21 protein-coding genes and 2 tRNA genes are annotated in these 14,961 nt (G+C 51.3%); 19 read left to right on the top strand and 4 right to left on the bottom strand.

Going from position 1 to position 14,961, the window contains the following annotated elements; all coding sequences use genetic code 11:
- Positions 1-46 precede the first annotated feature (46 nt).
- Positions 47-1,309 carry a GTPase HflX gene (hflX, locus tag RBH76_08300; protein WMJ82738.1) on the bottom strand — a complete coding sequence of 421 codons (1,263 nt, stop codon included), beginning with the start codon at positions 1,307-1,309 and terminating at the stop codon, positions 47-49.
- 241 nt (positions 1,310-1,550) lie between these two features.
- On the opposite strand from hflX, the gene RBH76_08295 reads away from it, so the two are divergent.
- The 19 genes from RBH76_08295 to RBH76_08205 all read left to right on the top strand — a co-directional run bounded on the left by RBH76_08295 (position 1,551) and on the right by RBH76_08205 (position 11,286).
- Positions 1,551-2,102, top strand: coding sequence for a DUF1638 domain-containing protein (locus RBH76_08295; protein ID WMJ82737.1), 552 nt, complete (start codon positions 1,551-1,553; stop codon positions 2,100-2,102).
- Positions 2,103-2,230: 128 nt separating this feature from the next.
- Positions 2,231-2,307: transfer RNA gene (locus tag RBH76_08290), tRNA-Met, on the top strand.
- Positions 2,308-2,347: 40 nt separating this feature from the next.
- Positions 2,348-2,423 (top strand) — tRNA-Glu (locus RBH76_08285).
- A gap of 496 nt (positions 2,424-2,919) precedes the next feature.
- Positions 2,920-3,309, top strand: a complete 390-nt coding sequence (locus RBH76_08280) for a DUF2634 domain-containing protein (protein WMJ82736.1) — start codon at positions 2,920-2,922, stop codon at positions 3,307-3,309.
- Entirely contained in the window at positions 3,302-4,378 is a 1,077-nt protein-coding gene (locus tag RBH76_08275) for a baseplate J/gp47 family protein (GenBank protein ID WMJ82735.1), read from the top strand. Before RBH76_08280 ends, RBH76_08275 begins: the two co-directional genes overlap by 8 nt.
- Complete coding sequence (locus RBH76_08270) at positions 4,378-4,941, top strand: DUF2313 domain-containing protein (protein ID WMJ82734.1); 564 nt, start codon at positions 4,378-4,380, stop codon at positions 4,939-4,941. The genes RBH76_08275 and RBH76_08270 overlap by 1 nt, the downstream gene beginning before the upstream one ends.
- The gene (locus RBH76_08265; GenBank protein WMJ82733.1) at positions 4,934-5,350 is read left to right on the top strand and encodes a hypothetical protein; all 417 of its coding nucleotides are present in this window, start codon (positions 4,934-4,936) and stop codon (positions 5,348-5,350) included. The genes RBH76_08270 and RBH76_08265 overlap by 8 nt, the downstream gene beginning before the upstream one ends.
- A gap of 11 nt (positions 5,351-5,361) precedes the next feature.
- A complete protein-coding gene (locus RBH76_08260) occupies positions 5,362-6,450 on the top strand; it encodes a hypothetical protein (protein WMJ82732.1) in 1,089 nt (362 codons plus the stop codon).
- A gap of 12 nt (positions 6,451-6,462) precedes the next feature.
- Positions 6,463-6,816 (top strand): hypothetical protein, encoded by a 354-nt coding sequence (locus RBH76_08255; GenBank protein ID WMJ82731.1) that lies wholly within the window; start codon positions 6,463-6,465, stop codon positions 6,814-6,816.
- Positions 6,817-6,828: 12 nt separating this feature from the next.
- The gene (locus tag RBH76_08250) at positions 6,829-7,065 is read left to right on the top strand and encodes an XkdX family protein (protein WMJ82730.1); all 237 of its coding nucleotides are present in this window, start codon (positions 6,829-6,831) and stop codon (positions 7,063-7,065) included.
- Positions 7,065-7,247, top strand: coding sequence for a hypothetical protein (locus tag RBH76_08245; protein ID WMJ82729.1), 183 nt, complete (start codon positions 7,065-7,067; stop codon positions 7,245-7,247). The genes RBH76_08250 and RBH76_08245 overlap by 1 nt, the downstream gene beginning before the upstream one ends.
- A gap of 14 nt (positions 7,248-7,261) precedes the next feature.
- Complete coding sequence (locus tag RBH76_08240) at positions 7,262-8,176, top strand: Ig-like domain-containing protein (GenBank protein ID WMJ82728.1); 915 nt, start codon at positions 7,262-7,264, stop codon at positions 8,174-8,176.
- A complete protein-coding gene (locus RBH76_08235) occupies positions 8,173-8,475 on the top strand; it encodes a PF13754 domain-containing protein (protein WMJ82727.1) in 303 nt (100 codons plus the stop codon). The genes RBH76_08240 and RBH76_08235 overlap by 4 nt, the downstream gene beginning before the upstream one ends.
- Before the next feature lie 2 nt (positions 8,476-8,477).
- A complete protein-coding gene (locus RBH76_08230) occupies positions 8,478-8,747 on the top strand; it encodes a hypothetical protein (GenBank protein ID WMJ82726.1) in 270 nt (89 codons plus the stop codon).
- The gene (locus RBH76_08225; GenBank protein ID WMJ82725.1) at positions 8,737-8,931 is read left to right on the top strand and encodes a hypothetical protein; all 195 of its coding nucleotides are present in this window, start codon (positions 8,737-8,739) and stop codon (positions 8,929-8,931) included. Before RBH76_08230 ends, RBH76_08225 begins: the two co-directional genes overlap by 11 nt.
- Positions 8,932-9,007: 76 nt before the next feature.
- Entirely contained in the window at positions 9,008-9,421 is a 414-nt protein-coding gene (locus tag RBH76_08220) for a phage holin family protein (GenBank protein ID WMJ82724.1), read from the top strand.
- Between the two features lie 2 nt (positions 9,422-9,423).
- On the top strand, positions 9,424-9,759 hold the full coding sequence (locus RBH76_08215) for a hypothetical protein (protein ID WMJ82723.1): 336 nt from the start codon (positions 9,424-9,426) through the stop codon (positions 9,757-9,759).
- A gap of 2 nt (positions 9,760-9,761) precedes the next feature.
- Positions 9,762-10,574: a GH25 family lysozyme gene (locus RBH76_08210; protein ID WMJ82722.1), complete on the top strand. Its 813-nt coding sequence runs from the start codon at positions 9,762-9,764 to the stop codon at positions 10,572-10,574.
- A 247-nt stretch (positions 10,575-10,821) separates the two neighbouring features.
- Entirely contained in the window at positions 10,822-11,286 is a 465-nt protein-coding gene (locus tag RBH76_08205; GenBank protein ID WMJ82721.1) for a TspO/MBR family protein, read from the top strand.
- 48 nt (positions 11,287-11,334) lie between these two features.
- Here the strand turns inward: RBH76_08205 and guaB are convergent, their stop codons facing one another.
- Genes guaB through serS form a run of 3 tightly spaced genes read right to left on the bottom strand, consistent with a single transcriptional unit; the run spans position 11,335 to position 14,894 of the window.
- The gene (gene guaB, locus RBH76_08200) at positions 11,335-12,810 is read right to left on the bottom strand and encodes an IMP dehydrogenase (GenBank protein ID WMJ82720.1); all 1,476 of its coding nucleotides are present in this window, start codon (positions 12,808-12,810) and stop codon (positions 11,335-11,337) included.
- 60 nt (positions 12,811-12,870) lie between these two features.
- Complete coding sequence (locus RBH76_08195; protein WMJ82719.1) at positions 12,871-13,620, bottom strand: thioesterase; 750 nt, start codon at positions 13,618-13,620, stop codon at positions 12,871-12,873.
- Positions 13,620-14,894, bottom strand: coding sequence for a serine--tRNA ligase (serS, locus tag RBH76_08190; GenBank protein ID WMJ82718.1), 1,275 nt, complete (start codon positions 14,892-14,894; stop codon positions 13,620-13,622). The genes RBH76_08195 and serS overlap by 1 nt, the downstream gene beginning before the upstream one ends.
- Between the last annotated feature and the right edge of the window lie 67 nt (positions 14,895-14,961).

Here is a 14,961-nt window from a genome sequence, read left to right as displayed (position 1 = left end):
CTTTCGCAATAATTTATGCTTACAATAAAGGGGTTAATTAAAGGAATTAATCAAGGTCACTCTCCTTAACAACATAATTTCTAAAGCGGTGTAGAGACTTGATTTCGACCATCACATCAAGCAAAATGCCGTCGTTTTGATACTGCTCTGAAAACACGGTCCCTCGTGCGCGTAACTCACCCAAAAGGCTACCTTCGCTATAAGGCAACAACAGCATCATGCGCGTATGGGAGGGGGTGAGCATCTGACCAATACGCGAAAGCAACACATCGAGCCCAAAACCGGTTTTAGCGGAGATGATACAGGTACTTTCGTTGAGCAAAATTGGCGTTTGTGTGATTAAATCACATTTATTCAACACGTTTAAAACAGGCACTTCTTCCGCGCCAATTTCAGAAAGTAGTGACTGAGTGACTGCGATTTGCTCGGCTGCATCGGGAGCCGAAATATCGCAAATATTTAAAATCAGGTTGGCAAAGGCCGCCTCTTCAAGCGTGGAGCGAAAAGCATCCACCAACATGTGTGGTAGGCGGCGCACTAAACCGACGGTGTCAATAAGCATGACTTGACGGCCGTCTGGCAGTGTTAGAGCACGCGAAGTAGGATCCAGCGTGGCAAATAACATGTTTTCAGCCAGAACACCTGCGTCGGTGAGCGCATTCAACAGTGTGGATTTGCCAACGTTGGTATAACCCACGATGGCAACCGAGGTGACCTCATCTTTATGGCGGCGTGCGCGCAGTAGGTCGCGGCGACGGCTGACATCTTCCAACGCTTTTTCAAGTGTGGCGATGCGCCTGCGGATATGGCGGCGGTCGCTCTCAAGCTTGGTTTCACCCGGGCCACGTGTACCGATACCACCGCCTAGCCGAGAAAGGCCCTTGCCTTGACCCATCAGGCGAGGCAGACGGTATTTTTGCTGCGCTAGTTCGACTTGAAGGCGCCCTTCTGCAGAGTGAGCGCGTTGAGCAAAAATATCGAGAATCAACATAGTGCGATCTATGACGCGGCAGTCAAGCGCGTCAGAAATGTTTGACAACTGGCTGCCCGACAGTTCGCAGTCGAATATGACGAGGTCAACCTGTTGATTTTGGATGTAGAGCGCGGCCTCGGACAGTCTGCCGGAACCGATGCAGGTAGCTGCATCAGGGGCCTCTCGCTTTTGGATAAGAGTTCCAACTGTATCGGCACCCGCGGTATCCGCCAACTCGGTAAGCTCATCGAGCGAGGCCTCGACATCATATTCTCCGGTGTCAAGCGCGATAAGCAGCGTGCGCTGGCGCGGCGATTCATTTACTTTTTCGGTCATAGACTTCTCCATTCAAAAGGTCTGCGTTATGCAGTCTTTTCCGTTGATGTGAAAAACAGGCAATGGCTTAAACATGCGGCTTCCAGCCCAGGTAGGTATCTTTTCCCAAGGGTTCAAAAGCCCCTGAATAGGGGTAACCTTCCATTGATTTGGCTTATGCTATATTATACACTTTTTAAAGACAAAATCACAAGAGGGCGTAAGCATGTTTGCGCTTCTCTATCAAAAAAGGAGTGTTCCTATGAATATCAAGGTACTGGGATGCCAACAGCTACGCCGCGAACTTTATATGCTTGCCGTGATCTCGTCGCACGAAGTGGTGATTGATTTGATCTCATCTAGCAGCTCGATTGAGTTGATTCAGCAAAAAATCAACGACGAGGGACATGCTGACCTTATCGTGTTGGCAATGGGAGAATGTGCGGCACAGGGACTTTGCTCCTCCGACCGGCCGTTGGCTATTGCACGGGTACATAATTGTGCACATCTGCTGCTGGGCAGCACCGAGCGCTTTCACAAAGCTTTTTCTGAAAATGAAGACGCCCCCTGTTGGCAGATGATGCCCCAGTGCCAAAAATGTATGCCTCACCGCGGTGTGCCATGTGTGGTGGCAAGTACGCTGACCGGTTCGGCAAGCCTTCCGTTACAGTCTGGTATTAGGGAATATGTAGCGGATCTCACGCTGCTTAAAAAGCTACTCAACGCTGAATGGGATGGCGATACTTTAGTAGTTTCACCCCATAGCCGCATTGTAGCCGATCCGGTAGAAATTCTTTCGATCGAGCCGGTTTAAGGCTAAAAAACGGCTCGGCATTCAGAAAAAGGGCTTATGTGCAATTTTGTGTAAAAAATTCTTTGTAAATTGCGGATTTTGCCTTGACAGATCGTGATGGCTCTGATACAATTGATAACGCTGCACATGGCGGCTTAGCTCAGTTGGCTAGAGCATTCGGTTCATACCCGAAGTGTCGTAGGTTCAAATCCTATAGCCGCTACCATTTTATAAAAGTCCTTGCTACTAAGGGCTTTTATAAATCAGGCCCGTTGGTCAAGTGGCCTAAGACACCGCCCTTTCACGGCGGTAACACGGGTTCGAATCCCGTACGGGTCACCAGAAGAAACCGCAGAATTTGGCTTAAACAAGCCGATTTCTGTGGTTTCTTTTTTGCGTATAAAAACAATCTGCTGTTGATGGTCAAGGATGATTTGGCAGCGTGAGGGCGTCAACGATATGATACGTCAAAATAGATTTCCCTGATGCTTATGTAGGCCTCTAATAGAGGAGGCATTAGTAAGGCGTCTTTTTATTATTTGATACATCTAACATTTAACGTGGACGTATGAATTATAATTGTAAATAAATTAAAACATGTCGGTGTGGCCTTTAATGGGCTGCACCGACTTTTGCACACAAACAGCAGCGACTCAAATAAATTGGCACTGGCTGAAAATCGCCATAGAAAGCCACTGCTCAAATGTAGTAATGTGTAGTTGTAAGAATGCGGCAAAGGCACCTCCCTTCACAAGCCGGCTGGGAAAGGGTGTGTCTGAGCCGTTTTTGCTTGCAAAAATCCGCCGTTTTTCTGATGGCGGTAAAAGGGGGGATGAACTTGTCGGTTTTAAAAACCTATGGAGAAAATGTATCAGGTTTAAAACCGAGCGTGACCTACCGTTTGATTAACGGTCGCATAGAAGGTAGAGCGGACGGCAAAAATGCCATAAGCCAGGCGATTGACCTAATGCTTTCGACTGAACGATGGCGCCATTTAATCTATTCGGGGGACTATGGGGTAGAATTGGAAGAACTTTTCGGTAAATCACGCGGGTATCTTGAGGCGGATATGGAACGACGTTTTTCCGAAGCGATGGCTGAAGACGATCGTATTAAAGGTATGGAAGGCTTTGAAATGACCTTTTCAGGAGACGAAGCCAATATATCGTTCACGGTTATTACCGCTTTTGGCGATGTTCAAGTGGAAAGGAGCGTTTCGATTGTCTAATATTGACTACAACGCCATGTTGAACCGCATGCTTGCCCAGGTGCCGGACGACATTGATAAGCGCGAGGGTAGTATCATCTACGACGCATTGGCACCCACAGCCTACATGCTTGCAGGACAAAACTTCATGCTTGGCTACCTCACTGACCTTCTGTTTGGCAACACAGCCACCGGAGAATGGCTCGACCGCGTTGTCGGCGACTTCGGCCTGACGCGCGAGGTGGCAACCTATTCCGTCCGACAGATCAACTGCGCAGACAGCGCGGGGGCGGCTTTTGCGGTTCCGATTGGAGCACGCTTCGCTATTCAGGAGCTGACCTTCAAAATCACCGACGAAATCACAGTGGGCAGCTACAAAGCGGTGTGCGAACAATTAGGAACGCAGGGTAACTGCTATTCCGGAGCGATTCTGCCGCTGGACAACATCTTTGGGCTGGGGGCAGCGGTACTCGCCGTAGAGCCACTGATTCCAGCGCGGGACGAGGAGACCGACGATGCTCTGCGGGCACGGTTCTATCTCTCGGTACGACAGACACCATTCGGTGGCAACAAAGCGGACTATCGCGAAAAGACGATGGAAATTGACGGCGTCGGGGCATGTGTTGTGTTTGGGGCAGTCGACGGTATGGGCGCGGGCAATGTCGGACTCATAATCGGAGACGAACACCAGAACCGCACCTCGCAGACGCTGGTGGATGAAGTACAGGCGCTGTATGGTACGGCGGGCGACGGGTTAGCTCCTATCGGCCACACAGTCACCGTAGCGACTTGTGTTGATCTGGCAGTAAATGTGTCCGCTTTGCTGGTGCTAAAATCCGGTACGAGTATAGCGGTGGTCCAGCCGTTGGTTGAAACAGCCATTAGAAATTACATTGAGAACATTGCGTTTGATTCGGGCGTGGTGTTCTACGCTAAGCTGGTGGCCGAAGTTCTGGGCGCACACGATGCAATTTTAGATGTAGGCGGCGTGATGATGAATGGCAAAGCGGCGAACATTGTGTTGGAGAAGACGTTTGCAAATTATCAGGTATCGACAGTTGGAACAATCACCGTGACGGAGGTGGTGTGATGTTTTATAATACACCCGCCGATTTTTTATCCCATCTGCCGGAGCGGTTGCAAAGTGTAACCGAATTTGCGGCGCTGGCCGGAGTGGTAAACCCGGAGCTGGACGAGACAAACGCAGCTGTTGCGGTCATGGTGGCAAACGCCGCCATCTCGACGGCTGACGCGGTGGGACTTTCCCGCTGGGAGGCGATTTTGGGCGTCTCGGCACCGCTCAACGGCACGCTGAAGTCCCGTCGGGAGGCGCTGATGGCGCGGCTTAAAACTAAACCACCGATCAATCTAGAAACGCTGAGGGGTATCATCGAGACCTATATGGGTGTGTCCGTGGAGATCGGGCTTGCCGATTCGGTTGTGTCGGTGGTGTACCGCGGTACAGCAAGGGTTGCCGACCTCAGACCGCTGTACGCGACACTTTACGAGACGATTCCGGCCATTTTGCTAGTTCAGATTGCGTATAAGTATCTAGTTTGGAACGAACTGGATGCGCAGGGGCTGACTTTCTCAGCGCTCGATACAAAGGACTTTGATTGGATTACATTAGAAAGAGGGGAATGGATTGGCTGATTTTATTACGCAGTTTGCGGCTGATGAGGGCGTTAGCCGCGACAACTTCAACCACAGGATTGCGGAGGCCAACACGGGGCTGACGACGATACAGAGCGCGGCCTCGACTGCACAGGTGATTGCAGATACTGCCGAGAGCAATGCGGCAGCGGCTAAGGCGGCGGCGGATAATGCGGCAGCCGCGGCTGCGACGGCGCAGACCACAGCCAACGGCAAGGCGAACGCTTCGCATACGCACGCGGCCAGCCAAGTGACGGCGGGAACGCTGACGGGGCAGGTGCTGGCCAACGCTAGCGCGCAGTCTACTGTAACCACTGCGCAGCTGCGCAACATCTATGCGGGTACCGGTGCGATGACGGCGGGCAGCACGGCACTGACATCCGGCGCAATTTATTTGCAGTATGAGTAGGCGGTGGCGGCATGGCTAAAGGAATGTTTATCGGCGTGGGGAGTAAGGCCCGCAAAGTGAAAAAGGTCTTTACCGGTGTAAGTGGCAAGGCTCGTAAGGTTAAAAAGGCATGGATTGGCGTGGGCGGCGTGGCGAGGTTGTGTTTTAGTGGCGGGGAACTCACTTATTACGGAGTCGCTACGGCGTTGAGTGCAGCTAGAGGCAGCCTAGCTTCTGCTTCAAATGCCGCGTACGCTATTTTTGCGGGAGGTGCGGCGTTCGATTACAGTGCGGCGACGGATGCCTACAATTCATCGTTAACTCGGACTATCCCTGCGGCGTTGAGCTCGGCGGCTGCGCAATTAGCTGCAACCTCTATTGGTGACTATGTGCTATTTGGCGGGGGGCACAACCGAAATCCAATTAGCACTGTTAATGCTTATAATCTGTCCCTTTCAAAGACGAATCCTACAGGCCTAAGCGTAGCAAGGACCCAGCTGTCAGCCGTTTCCAACGGAATCTATGGAATTTTTGCAGGTTATAGCGATGTGGTAGATGCGTATAGCGCATCACTAACACGGGTACTCCCAACCCCATTATCTGTAGGCAGGCGGAGCTTAGCAGCGACACGTATTGGTGGTATTGCAGTGTTTGCGGGAGGTATTGCTTCCAGTTACAGTGATGTTGTTGATGCCTACAATAGTTCGCTGACCCGTATAATTCCTGCGCTGCTAAGTGAAGCACGCTTCACATCTGGTGCTACAGTGAATAATACTGCGTTGTTTGCAGGTGGAGAGAATTCCACGGGCAGACTTACAGTAGTGGACGCCTACGACGTAGCTCTTACCCGCACCACGCTACTGCCTTTAAGCGTGGCAAAATCAGCAATGGGCGCTGCATCGGTCAGTGATTATGCTTTGTTTGGCGGTGGACGCTCGGGAAAAGACTATTTTAATGTGGTAGACGTTTATGATGCTTCTTTAACTAGAGCAGTAGCGACCACGGCATTAAGCGTGGCAAGAGTAACGTATTCGACATCAATTAACAATTATGCCTTGTTTGGAGGCGGATGGACTGGGAGCACTTACTCTAATGTCGTAGACGTTTTTCAAGTATCGTAAGGAGGAAACAACATGTCAAAACGTTATAAAATTTGGAATAAGAGCGATATTGTAAAAACTAGAATCGGTGAGCGTCTAACCCCCGAGGAGTGGATGCTTCGCCACCCTGAGGCCGAATCGGAGTACCCCATTGTCTGCGCTGGCAGTATCAACGGCGATATCTCTGATTGTATGGAGGACATGCTGCTACGCGCTGAAATGGCAGGCTTTACTACCGCACTGACGCTGTCTGTCGACACAGCGCAGACCATTCTAGACGAAATCGAGGCGTGGGAAGATGTGAGAGCGGTACAGGTTGCAAGTGCCATCAGCGCCGAGGAACGCACGGCAGCCGCGTTGGAATATCAAAACCTGTTAACAATGTAGGGAGGAAACATCATGACAACTAAAGAACTTTGCAAGCAGAATTATGGGCGCACATGGCCAACAGAAATGGTTGCCAAGCTTGTTGAAAAAGGCAAGCTAACCGAGACGGAATACGCCGAAATTACCGGCGAGGCTTACGCTGGTACGCCTTATATCCCGTCGAACAGGGTCGCAGACATCGAATCACAGCTCGCCTCTCAGGATGAGGCAATCATCGCGTTGCATCAAACGCTGGGAGGTGGCATGTAATGGGCAATATCTATATTGCCGCATCGTACTGGCGCAGCATCAAGCGCAATAACCGTACTTATGCATCCATTCCTTATGAAATGAAAGAGCCGGTTCTGGTCCTCGCCAAAACCGACGTGGTCAACGGTGTGATCTCTGCCGAGGATTACACGGGTTTTATCGGCGCGGCCTATGAAGCTTAAAGGGGGACGCGGTTATGAGCAGCATTGCAACCATCACGGCGACAATCAATGGCGTGACCCATCCCTTAAACTTCAATTCTTCTACCGGCAAGTGGGAAGCGACGCTAACCGCGCCCTCGGGCTCGTCCTTTAACCAGGGCGGTGGGTATTATAATGTCAGTCTGTCGGCAGCGGATGAAGCGGGAAATATCTCGACAGCAGACGCCACCGATATGGAAATTGGAACAAGCTTGCGTCTGGTGGTCAAGGAAAAGGTAAAGCCAACAGTGAGTATCGTTTCGCCAGGCGCGTCGGCTTTTCTCACCACCAACATGCTGACAATCACCGCGCAGTTGCGCGACGCGGACAGCGGTGTGAAGATTTCTACACTTTCGTTCAAGCTCGACGGCGTGGCGATGGCCTACAACGCAGCTGGTATGACCTGCACACCGGTAGCGGGTGGGTATAATATCAGCTACACGCCGCAGACGGCACTCCCCGATGGGGCGCACACTCTGACCGTAGCGGTGGCTGACAACGACGGCAACATGTCGACTACGGCCTCGCGTAGCTTCACCGTCGACACGGTGGCGCCAACGCTCAACGTCATCTCGCCTGCGGCTGGGCTGATCACCAACAAGACCGCCGGCATGGTATCCGGCACGACGAGCGACGCCACCAGCAGCCCTGTCACACTGTCCATTAAGGTCAACGGCGTGGACACCGGTGCAGTAACGGTCAACGGGGATGGCAGCTTTGGCAAGGCGGTGACCTATGCTGAGGGCAGCAATAGCGTAGTTATTACGGCGATCGATTCGGCGGGCAAGACCACGAGCGTAACCCGTACCTTGACGGTGGACACCGTACCGCCCGAGTTTGTCAGCGTGACACTAACCCCGAATCCGGTAGATGCCGGTCAGACCTATGTTCTATCGGTGAGCCTGTCATGATCACGGCGGTTCGTGGCAGCGCCGACGGGCATGAGCTGGTACTGACGCCAACCGGTAACGGGTGGCGGGCAACCCTGCCGCCCGATCTCGCCGACGGCCAGTATGTGATGACGCTGTCAGCGGCCGACGAGGCGGGCAATATCGTCGACTATCGCGGTGTTTTGTATCTGTGCGCCGGCATTTGCAATTTATCTATGCGGCAGGAGGCGCCGGCATTCCTTTTGTTGCCGGATAATCTGGAGATTGAGCGGATTCCCGAGCGGTGGCAAATCCGATTTGTGCGGCATTGGAGGTTTTGAGAGTGAACAGTTTACGATTTGTACTGGGGGAACAGCGCTACCTCGAGTTTGAAGTCCGCCCCCGCCGCACGGACGACACGGTGGTTATCACCGAGGCAACCTGGTCATTGCAGCAAAATGGCGCGACGGTGGAAGCCGGTAACTGTAAAGTGGATGGCAAGATTGTTCGCGCGCTGATCGCACCTGCTAACAAGGGTATGTATCAGCTGGACCTTTCGGTGACGGTGCCGCCTGAGACTCGAAAGGAGCGGCTGATGCTCTATGTCGATTAAATTCATGCCGGCGGCGATAGCCCCTGCCACGGTGATGGCGGGGGCTTCGTTTATCTTGTCGGTTGGGGCAGAATATCGGCCTCTGAGCTGGACGGCGCTAGAAAGTGAGGGCCTAACCTTTGCGCATCTTGACCAGAAGACGATGATTTGGAACCGGTTTGAGTCGGGTGTGTGGATTGAATAAAAGCCTTTGTGGCCACCGTGGGAATGCTGCGAAGGTTTTGAGCGAGGGGGGATTAAAAACGGAAAGCACAAAAATAATGGCGAATACGGTTATAGGACTGGCAGGGGCGACGATTACGGCGCTGCTTGGCGGCTGGGATACGGCGCTACAGACACTTGTAGGCTTTATGGCGGTAGATTATATCACTGGCGTCACGGTTGCGGCGGTGTTTGCTAGAAGCAATAAGACTGAAGGCGGAGCCTTATCTAGCGCAGCGGGGTTACGAGGGCTGTTTAAAAAAGGCGGTATGCTGATGCTGATTTATATAGCTTGCCGGCTGGACTTACTAACCGGAGGGACCTATATCAGAGATGCTGCCGTTATCGCATTTGTGACAAACGAAACAGTAAGCATTATTGAAAATCTTGGGTTGATGGGGGTCCCCATCCCGCCCATCATTATCAACACTATCGAAATATTAAAACGTAAAGAAAAGGAGGGGGAAGAATAAGTATGTTTTTTGAAGCGGCAAAATGGCTAACACTCTTTTTGATGGGGTTGGCAATGGCTTATTACCGGACAAACAGCAGATTGAAAAGCGAAATCGGTAGCCTGATTGCCCAGGCAGAGGCGGTATATGGCGACACCAATTCAGGCCGGATAAAATTTGAGTGGGTCTGCGGCAAAGTGTATAGCATGGTTCCAGCACCGCTAAACGCATTTATTACCAAGCAGATGGTGGAAAGCTTAGTGCAAAGCACTTTTGATGTAATGACGGCATACGCTAAGATACAGCTTAATAAGCTGTTGGACAGTACAATGCCTGACATTGAGCGCACGGAGGATTAACCATGCTTGAAATGATTGATATTTCCGAACACAATGTGCGCCGCGGCACTATCAACTGGAATAAGGTAAGGACAGCTGGTATTTCGGGCGTCATGATCCGTATTGGATGGGCGGGGTACGAGGGTGGTATTGCTGCTAATAAAGCCGTTGACCAGAGCCTTGATACAAGCATAAAAGGGGCACATGCCGCGGGTTTAGATGTAGGACTGTATGTTTACACCTACACCAAAACGCCCGCTGCAGCGCGGATAGCAGCCGCGGAATGTGTTAAAATTGCCAAACGCTACCCTGGCATCATAAACCTGCCAATTGCGTTTGATGTGGAAGAGACGGTGTTACCCTGTCTGACTGAGCAGGGTAAGGCTGGTCTGACCAATACGGTGATAGCATTCTTAGAAGAGTGCGAGCGGATGGGCTATTATGCAGTGTGGTATACCTATACCGCTTTTGCAATCCAATACCTTGACCGCGCGCGGCTAGCGGCCTATGATCTGTGGATTGCCGATTACCGCGGCAATGAGAGACTAATGCAAAGCCAAATAGGCCGTAGAAACTATGGCATGTGGCAGTATCTTGGCGACAAGGGAACTTGTACTGGTGTCACCGGCCCTTGTGATCGCAACTATTGCTATGTGGATTACCCCGCTACGATCGCAGCTGCGGGACTAAATGGGCTGACGGTGGCGAATGGGCCAAATTATCGAAGGCTTTATGAGGCTAAAAAAGCTGAATGTGAGAGGCTGCAAAGCGAATTGGCAAAAGCACAGCAAAAAGCCGATAAGTTTGATCAAATGATGGCCATTGCGCAGGCATAATAGCGGCAAGTATCCTAGCCGAGGTAAGAAATTTCTGTTGTGAAATTTGTCGCGGGAGAGCATTGGCAAACGGCTAAAAATGTCTATTTATATCAAGCGGATACCAAACAGTTCTGTTAAAACTATGAAAAGCCTCTGCAATCTTATGATTGCAGAGGCTTTTAGCGTGTGAACATAATATTGGAAAACCAGCAAGCGAATCATTAATAGGACAGCAAGCGTCATATACTATAAACGGGGTGTCATTATGATTAGATTAAAGCCGCTTATCCTTAGTTTGTTAATCAGCCTTGGTATGGGAAATCTGGCAGGATTTTTGACACGTAATGCTATGCAGACCTATCAGTCGTTGGTTCAGCCGATATATGCGCCGCCATCCACGATTTTTCCAACGGTTTGGGCTATATTATATTTTCTAATGGGAATCTCAGCATATTTGATATATGTTTCAAAATCGGCCGAAAAGAAGCGGGTACTCGGGCTATATGCGGCTCAGCTAGTCGTCAATTTTATATGGCCACTAATATTCTTTCTCGCACAGCAATATCTCTTGGCCTTTATTTGTCTCGTTATTTTATGGTTGTTGGTTTTTGAGATGATACGTAATTTTTATAAAATCGATAAAATGGCTGCGCTACTTCAAATCCCATATATACTGTGGCTGACCTTTGCGGGCTATCTAAACTTAAGTATCTACCTTCTAAATCGATGAAAAACCCCCCGGGAATCTGTAACAACAGGTTCCCGAGGTTCTTTGTAATTACATACCCGCCGAGTAGTTGGGGGCTTCTTTAGTAATATAAATATCGTGAGGATGGCTCTCTTTGAGACCAGCGCCAGTGATGCGTACAAACTGCGCCTTTTCATGCAACTCAGCGATGGTTTTGCAACCAGTGTAGCCCATACCGGAGCGCACACCACCGATCAACTGGTAAATTGTGTCCGAAAGCGGACCCTTGTAGGGAACACGACCCTCTACGCCTTCAGGGACCAGCTTGCGTGCATCCTCTTGGAAATAACGGTCCTTAGAACCTTTCTCCATCGCAGCCAGTGAGCCCATTCCGCGATAAACCTTAAAGTTTCTGCCCTGATAGATTTCCGTTTCGCCGGGAGATTCGGCACAGCCGGCCAACAAGCTGCCGAGCATGACGACGTTGGCACCGGCGGCCAGTGCTTTGACTATATCACCGGAATATTTTATGCCACCGTCGGCAATGGCCGGGATGCCTCTTTTTGCGGCCGTGCGGCAGGTATTATAGATGGCCGATATCTGCGGCACGCCACAACCCGCAACAACACGGGTGGTGCAGATAGAACCGGGTCCGATGCCGATCTTGATGCAGTCGGCGCCGGCGTCAATGAGTGCGTCAGCGCCCTCAGGGGTGGCAATGTTGCCCGCGACAATCGCGATATCGGGGAAGGCGTCTCGCACCTTTTTAACGCAGTCAATAATATTTTTGCTGTGGCCGTGAGCTGAGTCAAGCACTAACACGTCGACCTGAACATCCACGAGCGCTTCGGCGCGCTCAAGCACGTTGGAGGTGACGCCGATGGCTGCGGCGCAGAGCAGTCTGCCGCCCTTGTCGCGCGCGGAATTGGGATAACGTACAGCTTTTTCGATATCCTTAATGGTGATAAGGCCCTTTAGCTTATAGTTGTTATCCACGATGGGTAACTTTTCTATTTTGTATTTAGACAGGATAGATTGTGCCTGCTCGAGCGTTGTTCCCACCGGCGCGGTAATCAGCCCGTCCTTTGTCATGACATCCTTAATAGGCACGTCAAAGTTGGTTAAAAAGCGCAGGTCGCGGTTTGTGATGATGCCAACCAGACGCATATTTTCATCACAGATTGGTACGCCGGAAATTTTATACCGCCCCATCAGCCGATCGGCGTCGGTGACATAATGATCGGGGGAAAGGTAAAACGGATTGACGATAACGCCGTTTTCAGAACGCTTGACTTTGTCAACCTCGCCGACCTGTTCTTCAATAGACATATTTTTGTGTATGACGCCAATTCCACCCTCACGTGCAATAGCAATGGCCATTGCAGAGGTGGTGACGGTATCCATCGCTGCCGTGATAATGGGCGTATTCAATACGATATCCCGGGCCAGCACGGTGTGCAGGTCGATATCGCGTGGGATCACATCGGAGTAAGCCGGAATGAGCAGTACATCGTCAAATGTCAGCCCCTCGCTTACAAATTTGCTGCTGTAATCGATGTTAAGCATATTTCTCTCCTTTCAATTATAGGTGCTGTTTCAAATATTTTGTCTATTCTAGCACCTGTGCTAAACGGTTTCAAGGGGTTTGAGAGAAAAAGCCCCCTCAAAGCAGTTCTTTTCACCGCGGCGTGCGCGCACCACAAACAGTTGGTTGTCACGGCCGTATTCCAGCGTCAGGCAATCGTGCATCTTGGCCTGTAAATGATAGCGCAAAAACAGTGTGTCCAATCCGCTGCTGTTGATGTAAGCGTCACCGAAACAGTCGGTGAGAATGTCGGCATAGACCGTGTTGTTCATATGCAGATTCTGGTCGAGATCGGACAGACGGACAATGCGCTCGACGATGCCGTCCGGTTCTTCTTGCAGGTGAATACGGATGCGTGTGGGATCAAAAAACGGTGTCCATTCTCCGCCGAGCATCGGCAGCGCGTAAGGAAAAGAGGAAGCGCGCAGCAGACGGTTCGTACGCGAATCAATCAGCGCCCAGTTTGTTTGGCATTCGACTAGTAAAGTGCCATTTTCGTCTTGCAGTACCGTTTCGCGCAACATATTAGCACCGCGCCCGGGAAAGGGCGCGGTAGAAATCATAATATGTTCGCCAACGGTCGGCGCACGATAAACTTTAAGCGCCGTTCCAGCGACAACAAAAACAAAACCCTCGTCGTAAAGCCGTTGGTGGGTTAACCCGAGTGAGTCTAGATGTTCTCCGGCCGCCGACTGGATATACCGCAGCATAGCTGAAGGCCGAAGGCGGCAAAACAGGTCACAGTCATAAACGGGCACAATATGCGCACGGCTATACTGATAACGCGCCATTACTTCGTAATCTTATCAACACCCATCATCGGACGTAGCGCCTCGGGGATGGTGACCGAGCCGTCGCCGTTCTGGAAGTTTTCGAGAATGGCGGCTACCGTTCTACCGACCGCAACGCCGGAACCGTTTAGGGTGTGTACAAGCTGCGCCTTGTCGCCTTTTTCATACTTATAACGGCATGCGAGGCGGCGCGCCTGGAAATCTTCAAAGTTGGAGCAGGATGAAATTTCGACATAACGACCGTAAGAGGGCATCCAAACTTCGATGTCATAGGTTTTGGCCGAAGAAAAGCCCAGATCGCCGGAGGACAGTGCGACAACGCGATAGGGCAGCCCCAGGCCCTGGAGTACTAGCTCTGCCTCGTGAGTCAACTCTTCCAGTTCGTCATAGCTGGTGGTGGGGTCGGCGAATTTGACCAGCTCCACCTTGTTAAACTGGTGCTGACGAATTAAGCCGCGGGTATCACGCCCTGCGGAGCCGGCCTCGGCTCTGAAGCAGGCGGAGTAGGCGCAGTATTTAATGGGTAGCTCTCTGCCAGACAAAATCTCATCGCGATGTAGGTTGGTCACCGGCACCTCGGCCGTGGGGATAAGGAAATAATCCAGTCCATCGAGCTTAAACATATCCTCTTCAAACTTGGGTAGTTGGCCGGTGCCGGTCATCGAAGCGCGGTTGGCCATGAAGGGGGGCTGAATCTCAACATAGCCGTTCGCGGTGTGGGTATTGAGAAAATAATTGACAATAGCGCGCTCTAAGCGTGCGCCAAGGTCGCGGTAGAAGTGAAAGCGTTTGCCGGTAACCTTTGCGGCGCGCTCGGGATCAAGAATATTGAGGTCGGCACCAATATCCCAGTGAGCCTTGGGCTCAAATGGAAACTCGGTGGGGGTACCCCAGCGGCGGATTTCAATATTTTCGCTGTCGTCTTTGCCTACCGGTACGCTTGCGTGCGGTATATTGGGTATCGAAAGCGCCAGATCGCGCTGTTTGGCTTCAAGCTCAGAAAGCTGCTGATCCAGCTCGCCGACCTTTGCGGAAATTTCCTTCATCTCGGCCATAACGCCAGAAATATCGCCGCCCGCCTTCTTGATAGCGGGGATTTCGCGGCTGGCCTGATTCTGTTTGGCCTTGAGCGCTTCGGCTTCGGAGGTGATGGTGCGGCGCTCTGCGTCGATCTCCAAAATTTCGTCCACGACAGCGTCAAGATCCTTATTACGGTTGCGGCAGGCCTGTTTGACCTGCTCGGGATCCTGTCTGATTACCTTCATATCCAGCATGATGCTTCACCAATCCATTTCTGTTTGTTTAATATTAACTGACGCGGCTAATGCCGTGAATTATTCA

The sequence above is a fragment of the Oscillospiraceae bacterium MB24-C1 genome (assembly GCA_030913685.1).
Taxonomy (GTDB): Bacteria; Bacillota; Clostridia; order Oscillospirales; family Ruminococcaceae; genus Yanshouia.
Note: the sequence above shows the minus strand (reverse complement) of the source record. Positions and strands in the feature narration are given on the sequence as shown.

What these genes read in the sequence shown, in the direction of transcription:
- RBH76_08240 (WMJ82728.1), top strand. Translation starts at nt 7,262, where the DNA reads ATGAGCAGCATTGCAACCATCACGGCGACAATCAATGGCGTGACCCAT.
- RBH76_08205 (WMJ82721.1), top strand. Translation starts at nt 10,822, where the DNA reads ATGATTAGATTAAAGCCGCTTATCCTTAGTTTGTTAATCAGCCTTGGT.
- RBH76_08295 (WMJ82737.1), top strand. Translation starts at nt 1,551, where the DNA reads ATGAATATCAAGGTACTGGGATGCCAACAGCTACGCCGCGAACTTTAT.
- RBH76_08260 (WMJ82732.1), top strand. Translation starts at nt 5,362, where the DNA reads ATGGCTAAAGGAATGTTTATCGGCGTGGGGAGTAAGGCCCGCAAAGTG.
- RBH76_08270 (WMJ82734.1), top strand. Translation starts at nt 4,378, where the DNA reads ATGTTTTATAATACACCCGCCGATTTTTTATCCCATCTGCCGGAGCGG.
- guaB (WMJ82720.1), bottom strand. Translation starts at nt 12,810, where the DNA reads ATGCTTAACATCGATTACAGCAGCAAATTTGTAAGCGAGGGGCTGACA.
- RBH76_08215 (WMJ82723.1), top strand. Translation starts at nt 9,424, where the DNA reads ATGTTTTTTGAAGCGGCAAAATGGCTAACACTCTTTTTGATGGGGTTG.
- serS (WMJ82718.1), bottom strand. Translation starts at nt 14,894, where the DNA reads ATGCTGGATATGAAGGTAATCAGACAGGATCCCGAGCAGGTCAAACAG.
- RBH76_08255 (WMJ82731.1), top strand. Translation starts at nt 6,463, where the DNA reads ATGTCAAAACGTTATAAAATTTGGAATAAGAGCGATATTGTAAAAACT.
- RBH76_08245 (WMJ82729.1), top strand. Translation starts at nt 7,065, where the DNA reads ATGGGCAATATCTATATTGCCGCATCGTACTGGCGCAGCATCAAGCGC.
- hflX (WMJ82738.1), bottom strand. Translation starts at nt 1,309, where the DNA reads ATGACCGAAAAAGTAAATGAATCGCCGCGCCAGCGCACGCTGCTTATC.
- RBH76_08235 (WMJ82727.1), top strand. Translation starts at nt 8,173, where the DNA reads ATGATCACGGCGGTTCGTGGCAGCGCCGACGGGCATGAGCTGGTACTG.
- RBH76_08225 (WMJ82725.1), top strand. Translation starts at nt 8,737, where the DNA reads ATGTCGATTAAATTCATGCCGGCGGCGATAGCCCCTGCCACGGTGATG.
- RBH76_08220 (WMJ82724.1), top strand. Translation starts at nt 9,008, where the DNA reads ATGGCGAATACGGTTATAGGACTGGCAGGGGCGACGATTACGGCGCTG.
- RBH76_08250 (WMJ82730.1), top strand. Translation starts at nt 6,829, where the DNA reads ATGACAACTAAAGAACTTTGCAAGCAGAATTATGGGCGCACATGGCCA.
- RBH76_08210 (WMJ82722.1), top strand. Translation starts at nt 9,762, where the DNA reads ATGCTTGAAATGATTGATATTTCCGAACACAATGTGCGCCGCGGCACT.
- RBH76_08195 (WMJ82719.1), bottom strand. Translation starts at nt 13,620, where the DNA reads ATGGCGCGTTATCAGTATAGCCGTGCGCATATTGTGCCCGTTTATGAC.